The 20,949-nt window shown below is 40.9% G+C and carries 18 protein-coding genes; all 18 read right to left on the minus strand.

All coding sequences use genetic code 11. The annotated features are described in order from the left end of the window. Positions 1-94: 94 nt before the first annotated feature. Entirely contained in the window at positions 95-1,015 is a 921-nt protein-coding gene (locus AC27IF_RS18640; protein ID WP_487055858.1) for a hypothetical protein, read from the minus strand. A 424-nt stretch (positions 1,016-1,439) separates the two neighbouring features. Beyond that, complete coding sequence (locus AC27IF_RS18645) at positions 1,440-2,351, minus strand: haloalkane dehalogenase (protein WP_487055891.1); 912 nt, start codon at positions 2,349-2,351, stop codon at positions 1,440-1,442. A gap of 74 nt (positions 2,352-2,425) precedes the next feature. After that, on the minus strand, positions 2,426-3,337 hold the full coding sequence (locus tag AC27IF_RS18650) for a DUF1295 domain-containing protein (RefSeq protein ID WP_487055859.1): 912 nt from the start codon (positions 3,335-3,337) through the stop codon (positions 2,426-2,428). A 106-nt stretch (positions 3,338-3,443) separates the two neighbouring features. Further along, a complete protein-coding gene (locus AC27IF_RS18655) occupies positions 3,444-5,546 on the minus strand; it encodes a molybdopterin-dependent oxidoreductase (protein WP_487055860.1) in 2,103 nt (700 codons plus the stop codon). A 57-nt stretch (positions 5,547-5,603) separates the two neighbouring features. Continuing rightward, positions 5,604-6,281 carry a cytochrome P460 family protein gene (locus AC27IF_RS18660; RefSeq protein ID WP_487055861.1) on the minus strand — a complete coding sequence of 226 codons (678 nt, stop codon included), beginning with the start codon at positions 6,279-6,281 and terminating at the stop codon, positions 5,604-5,606. Positions 6,282-6,311: 30 nt separating this feature from the next. Then, a complete protein-coding gene (locus AC27IF_RS18665; protein ID WP_487055862.1) occupies positions 6,312-7,310 on the minus strand; it encodes an NADP-dependent oxidoreductase in 999 nt (332 codons plus the stop codon). Positions 7,311-7,368: 58 nt separating this feature from the next. Then, positions 7,369-8,430: a patatin-like phospholipase family protein gene (locus tag AC27IF_RS18670; RefSeq protein WP_487055863.1), complete on the minus strand. Its 1,062-nt coding sequence runs from the start codon at positions 8,428-8,430 to the stop codon at positions 7,369-7,371. 21 nt (positions 8,431-8,451) lie between these two features. Beyond that, complete coding sequence (locus AC27IF_RS18675; RefSeq protein ID WP_487055892.1) at positions 8,452-10,107, minus strand: AMP-binding protein; 1,656 nt, start codon at positions 10,105-10,107, stop codon at positions 8,452-8,454. Between the two features lie 94 nt (positions 10,108-10,201). Further along, positions 10,202-11,383 (minus strand): acetyl-CoA C-acyltransferase, encoded by a 1,182-nt coding sequence (locus AC27IF_RS18680; protein ID WP_487055864.1) that lies wholly within the window; start codon positions 11,381-11,383, stop codon positions 10,202-10,204. 33 nt (positions 11,384-11,416) lie between these two features. After that, a complete protein-coding gene (locus AC27IF_RS18685; RefSeq protein WP_487055865.1) occupies positions 11,417-12,334 on the minus strand; it encodes an SDR family NAD(P)-dependent oxidoreductase in 918 nt (305 codons plus the stop codon). Positions 12,335-12,416: 82 nt separating this feature from the next. Beyond that, a complete protein-coding gene (locus AC27IF_RS18690; RefSeq protein ID WP_487055866.1) occupies positions 12,417-12,878 on the minus strand; it encodes a MaoC family dehydratase in 462 nt (153 codons plus the stop codon). A 251-nt stretch (positions 12,879-13,129) separates the two neighbouring features. Further along, entirely contained in the window at positions 13,130-14,935 is a 1,806-nt protein-coding gene (locus AC27IF_RS18695; RefSeq protein WP_487055867.1) for an acyl-CoA dehydrogenase, read from the minus strand. Between the two features lie 62 nt (positions 14,936-14,997). After that, positions 14,998-15,759: an SDR family NAD(P)-dependent oxidoreductase gene (locus AC27IF_RS18700; protein ID WP_487055868.1), complete on the minus strand. Its 762-nt coding sequence runs from the start codon at positions 15,757-15,759 to the stop codon at positions 14,998-15,000. A gap of 54 nt (positions 15,760-15,813) precedes the next feature. Further along, entirely contained in the window at positions 15,814-16,845 is a 1,032-nt protein-coding gene (locus AC27IF_RS18705; RefSeq protein ID WP_487055869.1) for a phosphotransferase family protein, read from the minus strand. Between the two features lie 67 nt (positions 16,846-16,912). Next, positions 16,913-18,124, minus strand: coding sequence for an acyl-CoA dehydrogenase family protein (locus AC27IF_RS18710; RefSeq protein ID WP_487055870.1), 1,212 nt, complete (start codon positions 18,122-18,124; stop codon positions 16,913-16,915). A 64-nt stretch (positions 18,125-18,188) separates the two neighbouring features. After that, positions 18,189-19,304 (minus strand): NADH:flavin oxidoreductase, encoded by a 1,116-nt coding sequence (locus AC27IF_RS18715; RefSeq protein ID WP_487055871.1) that lies wholly within the window; start codon positions 19,302-19,304, stop codon positions 18,189-18,191. A gap of 54 nt (positions 19,305-19,358) precedes the next feature. After that, on the minus strand, positions 19,359-20,129 hold the full coding sequence (locus AC27IF_RS18720) for an SDR family oxidoreductase (protein WP_487055872.1): 771 nt from the start codon (positions 20,127-20,129) through the stop codon (positions 19,359-19,361). Positions 20,130-20,178: 49 nt separating this feature from the next. Further along, positions 20,179-20,907: a histidine phosphatase family protein gene (locus AC27IF_RS18725; RefSeq protein WP_487055873.1), complete on the minus strand. Its 729-nt coding sequence runs from the start codon at positions 20,905-20,907 to the stop codon at positions 20,179-20,181. Positions 20,908-20,949: the final 42 nt, after the last annotated feature.

Genomic DNA, 20,949 nt, shown 5'->3' on the forward strand with positions numbered 1-20,949 from the left:
TTGCTAAGAGGCAAAAAATTGTTTGCTAAAATGTTGAGCGGAGCGAAAACAGCAAACTGTTATTTGTCCTTTTAAGCAACTTGTTAGAAGGCTATTACACAATACTTTTTTCTGATAATTTTTTCAAAGCAAAACCTCCTCTTTCAGAAACACTTAAAGATGGATCTTTCGAGAATTTTTTAGCCAGAATTTCAGCTTCAGCTCCCAGTGAGTCTAATTCTCTAATAAGTAATTCAGCGGAAATTCTTCTTACTAATGACGAACGGTCATCTGATGCTTGCCGCAAAATATTTATAAATGGAACTTTCGAAGTTAGCTTTCTTTTACCAATGACAGGCATTACTCTGCCTTTACAAAATCGGACGTCCGTCCATTTCCATTTATAACCTTCAACCCACGTCATTTCACCTTCAAACAAACATCGAAATGCTTTAGCCCGAACAGATGGCTGAACTGCTTTTAAAGCAATGTCTTCTAGTACATTATCAAACGTGCCTTCACGTCCAATTTGGGACAAAATTGTTGGTAATGGACCTGAAGTTCCATTTAATATCTTTCTTTTTAGAGCATCCGCTATCGGTTTAGATGAAATAATTTCTAACAACACCTGCTTATCTTGCTGTTCAATTCGCCCCCACGAATTCCAATTAGATAGAATTAGGCAGAGCCCATCAGCTACATGTTCAGGGTTAGAAAGATTAGCGATGTTTGGTAGGTGTTCTCTTACCGCCATTCGTACTTGGGGTACCCAATCATTTAAACGGCGAAGGACTAAAGCGAAGAAAAATGTGTTTGGCGCAGCATTGGATAGCGTACGAATTGCCTTTTCTCGTTTATGGCCATCCCAGCTACATAAATCAACCCAAGTTAAAAAATATTGGGGTTGGTGCCAGAATTTCCACTTAGGTTGAGCATTTACTTCTAATGATTTATAAAATTCATTACGAATTAACCTTTCCCAGTAATCCAATTTAGTTAAGGGTAAAGAAGATGTAGCGCTTATAAGTGCAGACATATCAGAAACGACTTTGCTTCCGGAGTTCACTGAACGAGCAAAATCACGAACTCCCGATATAACAGCTTCTTCCATAATTTAATTGAGCTCCATTCTAGAATGCCTTCTAACAACTTATTAGAAGGAAATTTTCTCGCTTTAAACAAGGAAAAAATCTCGCTTTCTACATTTTAAAATCTAAAGATACGTTATTTATCTATTATCCACAACACCTTACAAATAGTTCATATGTACTATTATGACGAGAGCGAGAAAAAATCCTCTTTTCTGTCGCAAAAGAGGAAAACCACTGCAACTGTATTAAATTACAGTATATGTTTAGACTTTTTTATAAAGAACCTTCATTGGGCTATAACTTAATGAAATAATAACAAAGCTCCCCCTTACCCTGACCTGCTCTGACCTTTCCTCATTAAATTGTGCATCAACCACCATTCGCTGAAATAAACTCAACAACTACCTCTGCTAATTGCTCGCCCTGATCTTCTTGTAAGAAATGACCACCATTTTTGATAATGGTGTGATTTTGATCTTTTGTGCCGGGAATAAGTTTCTGCATTAATTTATCTCCGCCTTTAGTGATTGGGTCTGAATCACTAAAGGCAGTAAGGAATGGCTTTTGCCACTGCGACAGCACTTGCCATGCCGCACGGTTTTTCTCAGCGGCAGGATCATCAGGCGTAATAGGCACTAATAATGGAAATTGACGAGCACCTTCTTTGTACTTTTCTTCAGGGTAAGGTGCGTTGTAGGCTGAAATAATAGCTTGAGGCAATGTTGTGGTGGTAGCCTTATCAATAATATTGCCCGCTGAAAACTCAGGCACTTGCTGAGAATATTGTTGCCATTGTTTAAAGGCATCGCCGGGATCATGATCACCTGTAGGCAGCATGGTATTGGCTGCAACAATACGTGCATAATTATTTTGGTCTTCTGCTGCCAAGCGTAAACCTATCAAACCGCCCCAGTCTTGACATACCAAGGTAATATTTTTTAATTCGAGTTGACTAATAACCGATTTTATCCAATCCACATGGCGTTGATAAGTATAATCAGTGCGCTTACTTGGTTTATCTGAGCGGCCAAAACCAACAAGGTCGGGTGCAATCACTCTATGTCCAGCCTGTACTAAAATTGGGATCATTTTCCGGTATAAATAGCTCCAACTAGGCTCACCATGCATTAATAAAATGGGGGCTGCGTCTTTAGGGCCTTCATCAAGATAGTGAACACGTAATTCACCACCTTCACTGTCATCAACAACGACATAGTTTGGTGAAAAATCATAGCCGGGTAAGTTAGTAAAGCAACTGTCATCTGTACGTAAAAATTCCATATTATCCTCTGTTAGCATTAATACCACTTTCATTAAATTATTGCCCACTTGTGCGGGTTAAAATTCAATAGTGTTTATTTATTTGGTCCAGGAAAAAAGATATTGGTAGTCTGCTGATATATCTTATATTCAGGGCGCTTCTGTACAGAATAATACTCTGCAGGCACTGCCCCGGTGTAATACACCAAAGTGGTGTACATGATTCTTGAAGCGAACAATAAGCTTGCCCCAAGTAAAAGCCAGATAACCATTGATTCTTGCTGATACAAAGCTAACCATGATGGTATTGAGGCAATCACTAATCCGTTCCATACCATCCATTCAGCAAAGTAGTTCGGATGGCGGCTATATTTCCATAAGCCAATATTGCAAACTTTATTTTTTTCACCCAGTGCTTTCATTTGTTTCAAAAAAGATAACTTTTGCATGTCTGCAACGCTTTCCATTGCAAACGCGCCAAGCCAGATCAATATACCGATTACTTCAAACACAGAAAAGTTGTCATCAGGGTTTGTCGCAATAATCAGTGCCGGTGCAGCCAGAAAGGCAGCATTGGCGAAACCTTGTAAAATAGCCTCAACTTGCATTGCTAAAGCCGTGTTAGTTTTTCCTGCTTTTTGCCAACGACGTTTTTGATATTCATAGCGAGGTAATTCAGTATTTAAATGGCCAAGTTGCAGCAATTTTATTGCTCCAAAACCCATTCGACTACCGGCAAAAATATAAGCCATGCTAACAACAGCGACACGAATGGCATTACCGTCGCTGTATAACCAAGTGATTATGCCAATTAATGCTAATCCCCACGGCCAACCAATATCAACATACGACATTCTGCCGGTACGCCAAGTTGGCAAACAAACAACAAAGGTAAACATTAACAGCTGTAAAAGCCCATTGATTAAGCCAATAGACGCCAAAGTATTACTCAACAGCAATACTAACCAACCGGCGATAAACACTAATAACGGAGTAAAATATTTCATCAATGCGCTCTTATTTAATTATTATTAGGCACTTACATTAGCGGCTGTTGTTCTTTGCTGATTTTTTGCAGCAGTGTTAATGCAAAAATCAACAGACCCTAAGTGATTACCTTGGATGAATAGCAACCGGTGTACCATTTAACGCGGCATTGCCCGTTAAGGTGTCTACTCGGTTGGCATCAGTTAAGTCATTAATGCTGACACCGGGCTGCGTGGCGGCAATCGACATTTTTGTGCCCTTTTGGTTATGACCCCACCCTTGCGGCATGCTCACTACGCCTTGTTGAATGTCATCGGTGATCACCACTTCAATCTCCACTTCCCCATCTTTTGAGCTCACTTTAACTTGCTGACCACCTTTGACATTGAGCTGCTGAGCATCGTCTGGGTGCACTTCTAACGTACATGGGTTTTTACCCTTAATTAACCGATCTGAGTTTTGAGTCCATGTGTTGTGACTTTTCACTAATCGACGACCAATTAAGTCAAAAGGATAATGAGAATCTACCGCTGGTTGAGTCATTACAGCATTTAATCTTGGTAAATCATCTACGTATAACTGTGGTAGTAAGTTTATTTTGCCGTCTGCTGTTTTTATTCGCTCAGCCAAACAAGGCATTAATGGGCCAATATCAATACCATGAGGATTATCTTTAAGCTTTTGCAAACTCATACCTGAATCACCATAAGCGCCGGCTTTCAATTCCATGTCTAACACCATTTCCGGCGTATATTTTTCTATGGGTGCATCTTTCATGTAAGCGGAGATGGCTTGTAATATCTGCCAGTCACTGCGCTGTTCAGGGTCTTTTTCAAATAAAGGTGGTGAATATTTTACGGTATTGCGTACGGCAAATGAGTTGAAGAAAATATCAAAATGTGAATTTTCTACTCCAGTTGTACCGGGTAAAATAATATTTGCGTGCTTAGTGGTTTCATTGAGATAAATATCTACCGACACCATATAATCTAGGGTATCAAAAGCATCAGCTAACTTATGACCACTGGGGGTTGATAACACAGGATTACCCGCCACCGTTATTAAGCTTTTAATTTGCCCTTCACCCGGTGTTAATATTTCTTCTGCTAAGGTGGCGACAGGAAATTCACCGTTAAAAAAGGGGAGCTTTCTAACCCGTGACGTTAATGGCGCCGCGTGGGATTGTTTTGCACTGTGCTTCTTTTTCACTAAATCAAACGCGGGCTGTGGGAACATAGCACCACCTTCGCGATCAAAGTTGCCAGTGATAATATTTAATACATTGGTAAGCCATTGACATAAACCGCCAAAAGTTTGGGTAGAAGCTCCCATACGGCTATAACAAACAGCAGAGTCAGCCGCCATCATATCGCTTGCCAAATTACGGATGTCGCCAGCTTCAATGCCAATAAAAGGCGCTACCGTTTCAGGTGAGTAGTCTTTAGCATATTGCTCTACACCACTTAGCCCTTCAACCATATCCGCTAAATGACGTAAGTTAACTTTGTTATTTGCAAACACACAATGAATTAACGCGAACAATAGCAAAGCATCTTTTTCAGGGCGAATAAACAAATGCTGATCGGCTATTTTTGCAGTGCGGGTACGGCGTGGATCAACCACCACCACTTTTCCCCCTCGCTTTTGAATGGCTTTCATACGTCCAAGAACATTAGGCGCTGTCATCATACTGCCATTTGACACCACTGGATTACCGCCAATAATCAGCATAAAATCGGTTCGATCAATATCAGGCACAGGAATTAACATACCTGAGCCCAACATGAAGTTTGAAGCAACATGATGGGGCATTTGATCAGTAGATGCAGAGCTAAAACGATTAATGGTACCAAGTGACTTCATAAAAGGTTTTAAAAACATAGCATTGCCTAAGCTGTGTGCATTAGGGTTACCCAAATACACAGCTAAAGCATTTTTACCATCGCGCTGCTGAATGGCGGTAAGGTTTTTAGCAATCTCGGTAAATGCCTCTTGCCAAGAAATATCAACCCAACCATTTTCGGTACGCTTGATGGGAGTTTTTAATCTATCTTTATCTTCATAAAAGTCTTGCAAAGCAGTAGCTTTAGGGCAGTTATAACCTTTACTAAAAGGGTCTTGTTTATCTCCCTTAATAGAAAGTATTTGCTTGTCTTGATACTTAATTTCTAAGCCACACATGGCCTCGCAAATATTACAGTTTCGAAAATGTGTTTTTACTTCACCCATGCTACTCACCCGCCTTGCTCAAGAAAATTACTGTTGAAACACCATCAAGTATTTGCTTTATTCAAATAACTCTTCCAGCCACTTTTTCGTTAAACCGATGCTCACCATGGCTTTTAATTTGAATAACGCCATCGTATCGCCGTCTTCTAACACTTCTTCACCACAACGTGGGTCTGAGCGCTGTAGAGCACCCGTCATTTTATGGTCAATCGGAATAGGGTCGCAGCCATGATCAGACTCACAAACAAAGTCCCATTTTTCTCTTGCTGGTGCATGGCAAGCAAAGCAATTACCGTCGAATCGATTCACTACATCCACAAAGCCGCGCTTGGCAATTTTTGAACCCTGTTCGTCTACGGTTAACTCGAAAAACTCCCAATCTCCTGTGGCAGGAAAGGTACCTTTTTCACGCTTAACCATGACTTCTGTTGGCACTAGCTGAACCACTGAGCCTTCAGGGTAAATACCTCCTTCTGGGTTATTGGCAACAGCTAAGGTTTCATCAATATCGCCAAGGACGTTATCCACATAAAAATGACGCACGGGTGTCATGTCTCTGATACATGAAAACGTACTTTCATCAACAATAACTGCGGTACTTTCTGCTTCAGGGGCAGCCGCAATAGTTTGACCTTCTTCTTCACTGACGTTTTGTGCGCTAACAGGCAAAGCCGCTAAACAACACAAGCTTGCTGCCACCAGTGCAGCATTAATTGATTTTAAATAGGTATTCATAAGCTCTCTCAACGAAATGATAATTTCAGGTTAAATTTTAACGATTAACTTGCCTTTATTTTGGCCAGTAAAAAATAGATTCAAACCTGTCATGGCTGATTCAAGCCCTTCTAATACATGTGCTCTGTGCTTGATTTGCCCTTTCATCACATAAGGAGTCAGTTTTTCTAGCAGTTTAGGCACATCACCAAAGTGATCGGGCATAGTAAAACCTTGTACGGTTAAACGCTTTTTAATAATAGGGATCCAATTTGGCGCTAAATCAGGCTCTGCTTTTGGGTAATCAGCAATTAAACCACATACCGCAATACGCCCATGGGCATTCATTCGGGCAAATACATGATGCTGAATTGGACCACCGGTATTTTCAAAATAAACATCGACACCGTTTGGGGTTAGCTCGGCTAATTTCGCTGCTAAATCATCCGTTTTATAATTAATGGCGCCATCAAACCCTAATTCATTAACAATCCAGTCTGCTTTTTCATCGCTTCCGACAACACCAATAACCGTTAAGCCATCCGCTTTGGCTAGTTGACCCACAATAGAGCCAACAGAGCCTGCTGCACCTGATACTACAAGCGTTTCACCTTTTTGAGGTTTCCCTATGCTGTATAGCCCTTGCGTTGCGGTTAATCCGGGCAAGGCAAATACCGATAACACGGCTTCATCAGGTAAAGGAGCTGTTACTTTATTTAAGCCTTCACCATTACTCAAAAAGTATTCTTGCCAACCCATCATGCCCATTACGCGATCACCAACAGCAAAGTCTGGGTGATTACTTTCAACAATTTCACCAATACCAGAGCTACGCATCACAGCACCAAGCTCTACAGGAGGAATATAACTTTCGGTGTCAGGACTCATCCAACCAAACATGGCAGGGTCAAGTGACATATGATTTTGTTTTACTAAGAATTCACCCTCGCCTACGTTAGGCATGGCTTTTTGAAGCACTTCAAATAATTTAGGAGATACAGGACCTCCTTCTGGACGGGCGACTAAATTTATTGCGGTATAGGTACTCATAATTGTTACTCTATTTATGTGAATTTGATTATGCCGAGGCATAAGTGATAGTTACCGATTAATTTTCCAGTAACTGACTGATATTTTTTATTTTTCCGATATCTTGTTGTTGATAAAAAGTTTGAAATTGCTGAGCTAGTTTTTCGCTTTCATAACAAACTCGTTGCCAATACTGTGATCTTTGTTCTGCTTTTAAGATGGTAAAATCACTGCGATCAGGGATTTTTCCATAGGGTAGTGAGTCAATAAACTGTTGCGATGGACAAATAAGCACTGTTTTATCGTAATGCTCGGTACGTACTTTTCTCGCTAGTTTTTTATCAAACCAACCGGCTTTGAGCGTTGAGCTAAAATGTGGATAAAGAGTTAAGCCGCGAGTTTTGATTTCAAAATCAAAATGATAGTCAATGATACCGCCATCTCGATACATACCTTTTGGACAACCGACAATATCTTGTATGCCTTGCATAACCATAGGGATTGCCCCAGAAGCGAGCAATGCTTCTCTGACGTTATCGGCTGAAAACGTGATGTTATTCGTTGGAATATTATCAGGATCACTTAACAAAAATTGACTGTCTTTAGTTTGAAAAACATAACGTTCATACTGTTTTTTTAACAGTGAACGGTCAATATAATTGAGCAGCATACTCTTCACTAAACCGCATGCCTGTATCAGCTTGTTTTCACTACTGACTGAGCCATTACTTTTAGCAACGATAAAATGTGCTTTATATATTGGGTTGTTGATTATGTCGGCAATGTCATTATCAGTGACTAAAGTGTCTAGCAACAACCTTGCTTTTTCAGTCACTTCAGCTGGTTTGACTTGCTCTGAATACACAGTTGCGCAGTATTCTTTTGCTAAACGATTAATGGCTGCAACAGGGTCTTTTTGCGCGAAACATGCGGCGCGAAAAGCGCCAACACTTGAGCCAACCACGTGCAGTGGTTGGTCTCTGTCCTTAAAAAACTCACCGAAGAGGTATTTATCTAGACCATATAAGGTAAACCATTTAGGCCCACCACTGGCGCCTAAAAATGAGCTAAATAAGCTGGGAGTGAATCCTTGCTCTTCAATCGTTTTAAGCGCTGTGTTACCTGCATATATTTCTAACATAACGTTCAACTAGGCTTAGTATTAGCGCAGTTCTTTACGTAGCACTTTACCGACATTAGTTTTCGGTAATTCATCCAAAAACTCGACAACTTTAGGGCGTTTGTAGTTAGTCAGTAGGTCATGACAATGGTCAAACACATCTTGCTCAACTAAGTCAGGGTTTTTACGAACAATAAATACTTTGACCATTTCGCCCGTCGCGTCACTTGGCGCTGCCACAGCTGCAGCTTCAAGTATGCCATCGTGCATCACTAACACTTCTTCAATTTCATTAGGGAATACATTAAAGCCAGAGACGATAATCATGTCTTTTTTACGATCTACAATTCTAAATAAGCCTTTATCATCCATGGTGGCAATATCACCCGTTGCCAACCAACCATCTTTGAGAACTTTCGCCGTTGCTTCTAGTTGGTTGTAATAACCTTTCATCACTTGCGGGCCTTTTACCCACATTTCTCCGGGCTCACCTATTGCGACTTCTGCACCAACATCATCAAGTAAACGAATGTCGGTTGAAGAAGCTGGAACCCCGATAGTGCCATCATAACTAGCTTGGTTATAAGGATTCATGGTAACTAAAGGAGCACATTCAGTAAGGCCATAACCTTCAAGTAAACGGACACCGGTAATTTTTTCCCAAAGCTCTGCCACCGGTCGCTGTACAGACATGCCGCCACCAAAACCTAATTTTAAAGCGCTAAAATCAAGTTTGTCGAAACCTGGAGTATGCAGTAAGGCGTTAAATAAGGTGTTTACACCTGTGATTGCCGTAAAAGGATATTTTGAGATTTCTTTAACAAAACCCACCATATCTCTTGGGTTGGTGATTAATAAATTAGTACCACCGTAAGCGAGAAAACATAAGCAATTAGAGGTAAGCGCATAAACATGATAAAGCGGTAATGCCGTTACCATGATTTCTTTGCCGGGCTCAAATACATGTCGGGTCATTTCATTAGACTGCATCAAATTGGCAATCATATTTCTATGAGTAAGCATCGCGCCTTTAGAAGGCCCCGTTGTTCCGCCGGTATATTGCAAAAAGGCTAAATCTTGTCCGGTGATATCTACCGACTCAAAGGTTTGCTTACTGCCTTTAGCTAGGGCTTGATTAAATTTTACTGCGTTAGGTAAATTGTACGCTGGCACTTGTTTTTTCACGTATCTTAGAACGCTATTAATTAAGGTACCTTTCACTGTACCTAAGCGATCACCAACACCTGTGGTAACGACATGCTTCACTTCAGTTTGCCCGATGACAGACTCTAATACATGAGCAAAGTTTTCAAGAATTAGAATAGCTTTAGCTTTTGAATCTTTTAACTGGTGTTGTAATTCACGTGCAGTATAAAGTGGATTAACATTAACGACGGTAATGCCCGCCAATAGTGCGCCAAAAAGTGCGATAGGATATTGCAAAGTATTAGGGATCATAATGGCGAATTTATCACCTTTAACTAATCCTAAGTCTTGCTGCAAGTAGGCTGCAAAGTCAGTTGCTTGTTGTGCTAGCTCCTGATAAGTAATGCTTTTCCCCATATTAATGAAGGCAGTATTTTCTTTATACATTGACGTATATTTAATAAATAACTCTGCCAATGAATTATATTTATCTGCATCTATTTCAAAATTAACCCCGGGTGGATAACTTTTTTCTAGCCAAATTTTTTCCATCATACTGTCCTCATTTTAACGGCAAAACAGCTAGCCGTTCAGCTAGCTGTTTTTCTTATTATTATTTCTTTCTACTATTTATTTTTACTCTTTTTTATAACACTTCAAACAAGCCTGCAGCGCCTTGGCCACCGCCAATACACATACTAATAACTACATATTTAACGCCACGACGCTTACCTTCCATTAAAGCATGCATTACCATTCGAGCACCACTCATTCCATAAGGGTGACCAATTGAAATGGCGCCGCCATTAACATTGAGCTTATCTTCAGGAATACCGAGTTTGTCCGCGCAATAGAGTACTTGTACGGCAAAGGCTTCATTAATTTCCCATAAGCCAATATCGTCCATGGTCAAACCATGGCGTTCAAGCAATTTAGGAATAGCATAAATGGGACCAATACCCATTTCATCAGGCTCACAACCTGCTACAACTAAGCCTCGATATACTCCTAATGGCGCTAAACCTCTTTCTTTAGCAAGCTCACGATCCATCACCACAACCGCGGCGGCACCGTCAGATAATTGCGAAGCATTACCACCGGTTATACTGCCACCTTCTTTAACGGCGTTTAAGCCAGATAAGCCTTCTATATTTGTCGATGGACGATTACCTTCATCTTTGCTTAAAGTAACAGACTCTTTGCTCACTTCACCTGTGGCTTTGTCCATCACAAGCTTAGTACAAGATACCGGTACAATCTCATCATCAAACTTTCCTGCCTCTTGTGCTGCTGCTGTTCGTTGTTGAGACTTTAATGCGTAAGCATCTTGTGCTTCACGTGAAACCTCATAACGATTGGCGACTATTTCAGCGGTATCTAGCATAGGCATATAAATCGCTGGACGATACGCTTTAACACTTTGATCAACAGCGCGGTGCATATTCATTTTGTCGTTTTGTACCAAACTAATTGAATCGCAACCACCAGCAACAACGACCTTAGCGCCGTCACAGATGATATGTTTGGCGGCACTGGCAATTGACATTAAACCAGAAGAACATTGACGATCAATTGTCATACCTGGCACTGAAACCGGCAGCTCTGCGGCCATGGCTACTTGACGACCAAAGTTCATGCCCTGATTACCCTGTGTTAACGCAGCGCCAAAAATACAATCTTCAATTTCGTTAACATCAATGCCTGCTCTTTCTACTGCGGCTTTTACGGCCACAGCAGCTAAAGTGGGTGCAGATAAGTCATTAAAGGCGCCTCTGTAGGCTTTGCCAATCGGTGTTCGTGCGGCTGATACTATTACGGCTTCTGTCATGATAAATTCCTATACCTTAAAATGGGGATGTTATTACTGTTGTCCTTTCATGAACGCCATCGCCTTCATGATAAATTTTTCACCTTGCTTGTCGCCTGAAGGCAAGGTTCTTTGGTTTTCTAATGCGGTTAGCTCTTGCCAATTTTCACGCACAGCTTCTGGGCTCTGTTCGGCTTGAGGAATAAAACAACCATCAGTTTCAAAAAGGCTAGCACTTGAATAGCCGCCAGCACCGGCACATAGAATAAAACGATTAGGGGCATCGTCATCACATAGAGTTAACATTCCGGCAGTAACTGCTTCGGGTGCGAACGCTTTAACAATTTCTTCTGGCATTAAATCTTCGGTCATTCTAGTACCGGCAGTAGGCGCTAGCGCGTTAATAAAGATATTATTTTTAGCCCCTTCAAGCACTAGAGTATTCATCAAACCTAATACCGCCATTTTTGCAGCACCATAGTTTGATTGACCAAAGTTGCCATACATACCACTTGATGAAGTGGTCATCACGATGCGACCATAGTTTTGCTCTCGCATTATGTCCCAAACGGCTTTGGTACAATTCACTGTGCCCATAACATGCACATCCATCACCAATTTAAAGTCGTCGATAGACATTTTAGCGAATGATTTATCACGTAAAATGCCGGCATTATTGATGAGAATGTCAACACGGCCCCATTTATCCATGGTTTGTTGAACCATGTGTTGAACTTCGTCGAAATTGGCGACATTTGCGCCATGACTGATGGCTTCTCCGCCCATTTCTTCAATTAAACGCACGACTTCTTTTGATGCTTCGCTAGAAGCACCACTACCATCACGGGCACCGCCTAAATCATTGACGACAACTTTTGCGCCACGTCTTGCCAATTCCAACGCATGAGAGCGCCCTAAACCATTACCAGCACCTGTAACTATGGCGACTTTACCTGCAAAACTTATGGTCATTTTTCTATCCTTCAATGCTATGATTATTTACTTGTTTAACTGTGTGCTTCTGCATTCATTAAATTAACGATTAACGCAGTTACTACTTCACCATTTGCACCGATACCCACTCGGCAACTAATGCCGGTGTATCACTGCCTTCAATTTCTATGGTCACTTCGGTGCATAAGCGATATTGCCCCGGTTTCTTTTCTTCAATAGACAGTGTTTTAGCATGCGCTCTGATACGGCTATTGACGGTAACAGGTTGTAAGAATCTAATTTTGTCGAAACCGGCATTAAGTCCCATATAAAAGCCATCAATGATGACGCTAAATTCTTCAGCGAAGTGAGACAGCATTGACAGCGATAAAAAACCATGAGCAATAGTGCTACCAAAAGGTGTCTCTTTTGCTCTTTCTTCATCGACATGGATAAATTGATGATCGAGTGTACAGTCAGCAAATTGATTAATTTGTTCTTGAGCAATTTGATGCCATTGAGTCGGCTCAGCTTGAAAACCAACATAATCAGCAATACTCTTTTTATTAATTTTAGTAGGCATACTTCCCTCGTTTGCTTGGACTTAATTACGCGATAATCTATGCTAATCCGACCTCAAAAATTAAACAAATGAATAGTTTTGATACCTTACTATTTACAAAACGAATAGTACAAGGAAGTAATTCAGCTGACATAACCAACAAAAAAGCACCAACCATAAAATGGCTGATGCTTGAATTTTAGCTTGCTAAAATGCTAACTTATACTTTCACATACCCTCAACAGAAATAAGGGATGTAGCTAGGTTTGTAACTAAAACCAGTCCGCTTGCATGGTGTAACTGGTATCATCTGCTGAGGTTAATAAAGCTGACCAATGGTCAATTTTTGGCAATTCAAAGCGATAAAAATATTGCAGCGCTTGTAACTTACCTTGATAAAAGTTTACATCTTCTTGATGTGGTGCTTTAGCTAAGGCACGTGTTGCGACAATACCTTGTTTTAACCACAACCAAGACATAATGACATGGCCAAATAGCTCTAGATATTTCACTGAATTCGCTAACGCTAAATCAATATTCTTAGTCGACATTGCTGTTAAAACATTATCAGTAGTCAATTTTAATATCTCAATGGCATTACTTAACTGCTCAACGTATTCAGCGAGATCTTTATGCTGTTTAGCCTCAGCAATGGTTTTAATAATTTCTTTTAGCGTCGCACTGTAGCCTTGCATGTTATTCATCGGTACTTTACGGGTCAGCAAATCTAACGATTGAATACCTGTTGTCCCTTCGTGAATAGGATTTAAACGATTATCACGATAAAACATCTCAACAGGGTGTTCGTTAATATAACCATGCCCCCCTAACACTTGAATAGCGAAATCATTGGCTTTGGGGCCATACTCTGACGGCCAGCTTTTGATAATAGGGGTTAAAAAGTCCAACAAGGTATGTGCGTGTTGACGCTCCTCTGCCGTCGGTAAAGTTTTTTCATCGTCACTTAATTGAGAGCCATATAAGACTAACGATAGTGCACCTTCGGCATAAGCTTTTTGTGCCAACAACATACGGCGAACATCGGCATGCTCAATAATATTCACCATAGGTGAGAGTGGATCTTTACACGAAGGCAAGCGTCCCTGAGGACGATTTTTCGCATAATCTAATGAGTATTGATAACCCGCTACGGCGATAACCGCCCCTCCAGTCCCCACCATAATCCGCGCTTCGTTCATCATATGGAACATGTATTTTAGCCCTTGATTTTCTTCACCAACCAAGTAACCAATAGAGCCATTTTTTTCACCAAAACTTAACGCTGTTGATGTTTGTGCTCGACCGCCCATTTTATGAAACAGACCAGCAAGTGCAACTTCGTTGTCTTCACCAATAACGCCATCGTCATCCACTAAAAATTTAGGCACGACAAACAATGAAATGCCTTTAGTGCCTTTTGGTGCGCCTTGTACTCGCGCCAAAACCAAGTGAACAATATTTTCACTTAAATCGTGATCCCCTCCAGAGATAAATATTTTATTTCCAGTAAGTCGATAATTACCTTCAGCATCTTTAATCGCTTTTGTGGATAAATCCCCTAATCCTGAGCCGCTGCCGGGCTCTGTCATTGCCATGGTGCCCATAAAGCGACCTTCGCGCATAGGTTTTACCCATTTTTCAATTAACTCATCACTGCCATGAGCTTGCAATAAGTTAGCATTGGCATTGGTGAGCATGTTGTAACCAAGGCCAACACCGCCTGCGACGGTAAGATAGGAGTTTGCAGCGCTTGCCACTATGGGTGGTAACTGCATACCTGATAAGTCGTAATCTGCAACAGCCGAGCTAATACCTGACTCTATCACGGCATTAATAGCCGGTTTTAGCTCAGGTATAAGATGAACTTGTTTGCCATCAAAGGTTGGTTGATGGGTATCTAATTTCTGACGTATTGGTAGAAAGTGCTTTTCTGCAATAGCTTTAGCGGTATTAATCACTTCATTAAAGGTGTGGCGATCGTGATCTTGATATCGCTCTCTTTGAATAAGAGCTTCACTATCAAAAAGTTCATACAACATAAACTCAAGATCGCGTTCATTCATTAATGGTGCCGACATACTACTTCCTATTTTCTAATTTTTCTGGGTATTAAATTTGGTGTTTTACAATAAACTCACGGTTACGCAGCTGAAACTCCGCCATCGATAGCGATACATTGTCCGGTGAGATAGGTGTTTTGAGGTGATAACATCATTAACATCATCGCCACGATTTCTTTTGGCTCAGCAAGGCGTTTCATCGGTACGGCTTTACTCATTTTGGCTTGCATCGTGTCATCAGCTACATCAGTGACCATTTGTGTTAGCGTAAAGAAAGGACAGATAGCATTGATACGGATATTATGACGACCATATTCAACCGCGCCGGTTTTAGTTAGGCCAATCACTGCATGCTTTGCCATTGAGTAGGCCCCTACTTGCGAAGCGCCACCAAGGCCAGCCATAGAGCTAACATTTAATATTGTGCCACCTGCCTGCTTTAACATTTGCTCGATTTGATGACTCATACCAAATTGCACCCCTTTAACATTAACGGCAAATTGATTGTCCATTAAAGATTCATCAATTTGATGTAAGGGAATGAAACCATGAGCAACTCCGGCATTATTGACGCCAATGTCAACACGATCGAAGTGTTTTACTGCAATATCAACCATGGACTTACAATCTTCATTCTTGGCGACATCGCATTTCAGTGCATATACTTCGCCACCTTTTGCGGCAATATCGTCAGCCACTTGGTGAACCGCTGATTCATTAATATCACTGATCACTAATTTAGCCCCACGCTGGGCTAACTCTTGTGCTAATAGTTTGCCAAAGCCTTGCGCTGCACCAGTAATAACGGCAACTTTGCCAGTAAAATCTAACATTGAATCCATGGGATGTTCCTCTACATTATTGTTATTTTATGCTCACAGGTAAGCTAAGCTTAACTACTCTTCATCAATCATTTTCAATGCCATTTTCGCTAATGGCTCGACATAGGCACCGACTTTCTTGGCATTGTTATTTGATGCATTACCTTCATGAGCTCGTTTAGCCACGCCTTGTGCTATAGCAGCAAGTCGATAGAAACTAAAAGCTAAGTAAAATGTCCAATTAGCTATTCCGTTTATTCCCATGTGTTGGCAATAACTGGCGACATATTCGGCTTCGGTGGGTATGCCTAAACTAGCGCGGTCAATATCTTTTAAACCATCAACACTTTCCATGTCTGAAGGCATACGTAATTGCATACATTGATAAGCTAAATCGGCAAAGGGGTGACCTAAAGTGGACAGCTCCCAATCAAGTAGGGCTATGATTTCAGGTTTGTTTTTAGCAAACATCATGTTATCTAATCTAAAATCACCATGCACTAAACACACACGGCCATCATCATCAGGTAAATGCTCTGCCAGCCAATGGGATAATTCATCCATCGCTGAAATTTTTTGTAACTCAGTTGCTTGATATTGGCTGGTCCAGCGAGCAAGTTGCCTTTCGAAATAGCTGCCTGCTTTACCATAATCACTTAATCCCACAGCGTTGACATCAACACTATGTAGTGCAACAAGGGTTTTGTTCATGGCATCATACATTTGACTGCGATATTCATTGCTTTCAACATCGCCAAGCGAGGCACTCCAGTACACGGCGCCATCACAAAACTCCATCAAATAGAACATTGAGCCGATGATATTTATATCTTCACAAAGGTGATAAACCTTGGCGACTGGCACATCACTATTTTCTAGTGCTTTAAGTACTTTATATTCGCGATCAACTGCATGGGCTGACTTTAATAATTTTCCCGGCGGCTGTTTTCGTAATACATAAGTGCCCGATTGTGCGGTTACCTTAAACGTTGGATTAGATTGACCACCGGGAAATTTAACTAGCGTCATCGGCCCTTGAAAACTAACGACATTAGCTTCAAGGTAGCGGGTTAATGCCTCGATATTAATCGGTAATGTTGATGACATTGCTCATTCTCATTTAATTACTGTTAAGTTTAATGTACCGCTTAATGCAGCAAATACATAACCCTTGTTAACTCGCGATACGTTTAGCGTAATCACGACCTAATTGCATCATATGTACTTGATCGGGACCATCAGCTAACCTCAGTGTCCTTTGCCCTGCATAGGCATGAGCCAAAAATGTATCTTGGCTTACTCCTAGGGCACCGTGGCATTGTATTGCGCGATCAATCACATCAAGTGACATACTTGGCGCAACAATTTTAATCATGGCAATCAAATCTTTTGCTGCTTTGTTACCTTCAGCATCCATTTTTTGGGCTGCTTTTAGTGTCATTAATCGTGCTTGTTCAATCTGGCACACAGATTTAGCGATATCTTCACGAATAGATTGTTGTTTGATCATAGGACGACCAAAAACAATGCGTTCATTTACACGTTTACACATTAAATCTAACGCGCGTTGTGCAACTCCTATTGAACGCATACAGTGATGAATACGCCCAGGTCCTAAACGACCTTGAGCAATTTCAAAACCTTTGCCTTCTCCAACAATAATATTCTCAACAGGCACGCGGACATTTTCAAAAGTGACTTCTGCATGGCCTTCTGGTGCATCTTCATAGCCAAATACTTTCATTGGTCTTACTTTAGTGACTCCAGGAGTATTCATTGGTACTAACACTTGTGACTGCTGAATATAACGGTTTTCATTGTCAGGGTCGGTTTTACCCATCACGATCATGATTTCACATTGTTTACGACAGGCACCACTGATGTAGAATTTTCGACCATTAATGACATATTCATCACCATCACGCTCAATACGTAATTCAATATTAGTGGCGTCACTTGAGGCTACTTCTGGCTCGGTCATGGCAAATGCAGAACGAATTTTTCCTTCTAATAAAGGCTCTAACCATTTTTTCTTTTGTGCTTCATTACCATATTTGGCTAAAACTTCCATATTACCTGTATCAGGCGCAGCGCAATTGAAAACTTCTGGCGCCCACATCACTTTACCCATAATTTCGGCTAAAGGTGCATACTCAAGATTCGTCAAACCAGCACTATATTTTCCGTAAGCAACCGGTAAAAATAAATTCCATAAACCTTGCGCTTTTGCTTTCGCTTTTAGCTCTTCCATCAACGGCGGTGTTGACCAAGGCTCTAATGCTACCTGCTCATGCATCGCATCTTCATTAGGGTAAACATGCTCTTCCATAAATGAAGTTACACGATTTATCAGCTCTTTAACCTTGTCACTGTATTCAAAATTCATGGGGTATCCTTTAATAACGTTATGCGTTTCAATTGCCTACTGGGTAAAGTGTTAACAAAGCGATTTAGCTTAACTTCATTAATGCTTCTTTATTAAATGGTGAAATCTCATCTTCTTTGTTATCGCGAATCTTATTTACCCATTGCGAGTCAACTAATAGCGCGCGACCAATAGCGACTAAATCAAATTCATCATTATTTAAACGCGCTAATAAACCATCAATGCTTGTTGGATTTGAGGTGCCAGATAAGTCTTTTTGTCCTTCGCCAGTAAAGTCACTGTCTAAGCCAACACTACCCACTGTAATCACAGGTTTATTGGTGATTTTCTTAGTCCAACCGGCAAGGTTAAGATCTGAGCCTTCAAATTCAGGGCTCCAAAAGCGGCGAGTACTGGCATGGAAAATATCAACGCCAGCGTCAGTTAATAAGCTTAAAAATGTTGTTAATTCTTCTGGGGTTTTGCAAAGCTGAGCGGTGTAGTCTTGCTGCTTCCATTGAGAAAATCTAAAAATAATCGGGAAATCTTCACCTACCGCTGCACGGATTGCTTTGACAATTTCAACGGCAAAGCGACTGCGGTTTTCTAGAGAGCCGCCGTAGCCATCAGTACGTTGGTTAGTGCCTTCCCAGAAAAACTGATCAACTAGGTAACCGTGAGCGCCATGTACTTCAATAGCATCAAAGCCGATGTTTTTTGAATCGAGTGCTGCTTGAGCAAAAGAGGCGACCACTTCATCAATATCAGCCTGCGTCATGGCAACGCCATTTTCAGCGCCCGGCTTATACAAACCTGATGGACTATGTGCAGGAACCGATTCATCGGGCCCTATGCCTTCTTTTCTTACTGAGCCAACATGCCAAAGTTGTGGTGCAATTTTACCGCCTGCAGCATGCACTTCATCAACCACATTTTTCCAACCCGCTAAGGCTTCTTCACCAAAAATAGCCGGTACACGTTCGTAGCCATTAGCCGCTTTATGATTGATAAACGTACCTTCGGTAATAATTAAACCAACGTTACCTTCTGCTCGTTTACGGTAATACTGTGCCACGTCTTGAGTGGGAATGTAGTTTGGCGAAAAAGTACGTGTCATTGGGGCCATAACCGTACGGTTTTTTAATGTTAGACCGCCGGTTGAAAATGACTGAAACAATTTTTCAGCTGGGTTACTACTCATGTGATTTCCTCGTTATCTATTTTATTTATGTATTGCGTGATGACTTATTTGGTTTTATCCAATTAAGAAGCCACCATCGACATTAATTGCAGTACCTGTGGTGTAACTTGAAGCGTCTGACGCTAAGTATAAAACGGTACCTGCCATTTCATCAGGCTGAGCAACACGTTTCATTGGAACATGATGCATAAGTTGCTCTAAAATTTTAGGGTTATTTACCAAGGTTGAAGCAAATTTTGTATCAGTACCGCCAGGTAAAAGTGCGTTGGCGCGGATATTAAATGGCGCACATTCTTTAGCAAAAGCCTTAGTCATTGAAATAACCGCGGCCTTGGTAATTGAATAAATACCTTGAAAATCACCGGGAATAACGCCATTGATTGACGCAACGTTAATAATTGAACCACCGCCACTATTTTTCATTAATTTAGCCCCTTGGCTAGACATGAAAAAGTAACCGCGGATATTGACATCAACTGTCTTTTGAAACGCCGATAAGTCGGTATCCATAATATGGCCAAAATAAGGATTGGCTGCCGCGTTATTGACTAGAATATCGAGCTTACCGTGTTGCTCTTCAATGGCTGCAAAGGTAGCTTCAATTTGCTCCATTTCACCAATATGACAAGCAATAGCTTGTGCACTACCACCTGCGGCAACAATACTGTCAACGACAGCCTGACAGCCATCTATTTTTCTACTAGAAACAATCACATGAGCACCATAGTCAGCTAAAAGCTTAGCGATACTTTCGCCGATACCTCGACTAGCGCCCGTTACTAATGCCACTCTGCCACTTAAATCAAATAAATTACTGTTATTCATGCTAAGTTCCTATCTAAAATCGTTTGTGTTTGGCAATAAACCAAACGGATTATCTAAAGGTTACCCAATCGCTACCTTTACGTGTTAAATGATTGTAATTATTAAAGTAATCTACACTAATGTTATCTTGAGAAAACAGTAATTTACTGACACTGGTATTGCGTAGTTGTTGATTTACTTTTAATGTTTGTTCATCACTCAGTTGCAGCACATGTTGTAAAATAACTGAAATGGTTCCCCCTGAGGTAAACACTAAAATATCTGGTGATACTTTCGAATTCGCGTTTTTATCATGTCGTTCTTTTAATAGCTCATCCAGAATGATATCTTGCAAAGCACGTATACAACGTAATTTAAACTGCGACCAACTTTCTTGGTATTCTTCATCAAATTCACCTGATACCCAGCGATTTAATGCTAAAGAAAATTCTTTTTGAAAAGTTTTATTCGGCTCATCTAGTTGATTAATTTCAGCACTCATTTGTGCAAAGTTAGACCAATCTGCATTATATTTTTGTAAGATATCAACATGATTAAATTCATTCATACCAGAATGAATGACCACCGGGGTATTATTGTTTTTCAACCCTTCGGTAAAATGCTCTAAGGTTTGCCCATGCCTTAATAAATCCCCGGCATAAGCTTTACTAGGTGACAGTTCACACTGCCAGTGTTCACCAAGTACTTTGGACTGCTTACTACCTAGCTCAGATAGTTGATCATAATCAGCCTTACCAAACGATGCTTGCCCATGTCTAATTAAATATATAGCGGCCATATAAGTTCTCTGAGCCCTTTGCTCTTTGTGCGATACGCTTAA

The sequence above is a fragment of the Colwellia sp. KS18-150 genome, from assembly GCF_057551365.1.

Coding starts and splice junctions, on each gene's coding strand:
- AC27IF_RS18640 (WP_487055858.1), bottom strand. CDS start 1,015: ATGTCTGCACTTATAAGCGCTACATCTTCTTTACCCTTAACTAAATTG.
- AC27IF_RS18645 (WP_487055891.1), bottom strand. CDS start 2,351: ATGGAATTTTTACGTACAGATGACAGTTGCTTTACTAACTTACCCGGC.
- AC27IF_RS18650 (WP_487055859.1), bottom strand. CDS start 3,337: ATGAAATATTTTACTCCGTTATTAGTGTTTATCGCCGGTTGGTTAGTA.
- AC27IF_RS18655 (WP_487055860.1), bottom strand. CDS start 5,546: ATGGGTGAAGTAAAAACACATTTTCGAAACTGTAATATTTGCGAGGCC.
- AC27IF_RS18660 (WP_487055861.1), bottom strand. CDS start 6,281: ATGAATACCTATTTAAAATCAATTAATGCTGCACTGGTGGCAGCAAGC.
- AC27IF_RS18665 (WP_487055862.1), bottom strand. CDS start 7,310: ATGAGTACCTATACCGCAATAAATTTAGTCGCCCGTCCAGAAGGAGGT.
- AC27IF_RS18670 (WP_487055863.1), bottom strand. CDS start 8,430: ATGTTAGAAATATATGCAGGTAACACAGCGCTTAAAACGATTGAAGAG.
- AC27IF_RS18675 (WP_487055892.1), bottom strand. CDS start 10,107: ATGGAAAAAATTTGGCTAGAAAAAAGTTATCCACCCGGGGTTAATTTT.
- AC27IF_RS18680 (WP_487055864.1), bottom strand. CDS start 11,383: ATGACAGAAGCCGTAATAGTATCAGCCGCACGAACACCGATTGGCAAA.
- AC27IF_RS18685 (WP_487055865.1), bottom strand. CDS start 12,334: ATGACCATAAGTTTTGCAGGTAAAGTCGCCATAGTTACAGGTGCTGGT.
- AC27IF_RS18690 (WP_487055866.1), bottom strand. CDS start 12,878: ATGCCTACTAAAATTAATAAAAAGAGTATTGCTGATTATGTTGGTTTT.
- AC27IF_RS18695 (WP_487055867.1), bottom strand. CDS start 14,935: ATGTCGGCACCATTAATGAATGAACGCGATCTTGAGTTTATGTTGTAT.
- AC27IF_RS18700 (WP_487055868.1), bottom strand. CDS start 15,759: ATGGATTCAATGTTAGATTTTACTGGCAAAGTTGCCGTTATTACTGGT.
- AC27IF_RS18705 (WP_487055869.1), bottom strand. CDS start 16,845: ATGTCATCAACATTACCGATTAATATCGAGGCATTAACCCGCTACCTT.
- AC27IF_RS18710 (WP_487055870.1), bottom strand. CDS start 18,124: ATGAATTTTGAATACAGTGACAAGGTTAAAGAGCTGATAAATCGTGTA.
- AC27IF_RS18715 (WP_487055871.1), bottom strand. CDS start 19,304: ATGAGTAGTAACCCAGCTGAAAAATTGTTTCAGTCATTTTCAACCGGC.
- AC27IF_RS18720 (WP_487055872.1), bottom strand. CDS start 20,129: ATGAATAACAGTAATTTATTTGATTTAAGTGGCAGAGTGGCATTAGTA.
- AC27IF_RS18725 (WP_487055873.1), bottom strand. CDS start 20,907: ATGGCCGCTATATATTTAATTAGACATGGGCAAGCATCGTTTGGTAAG.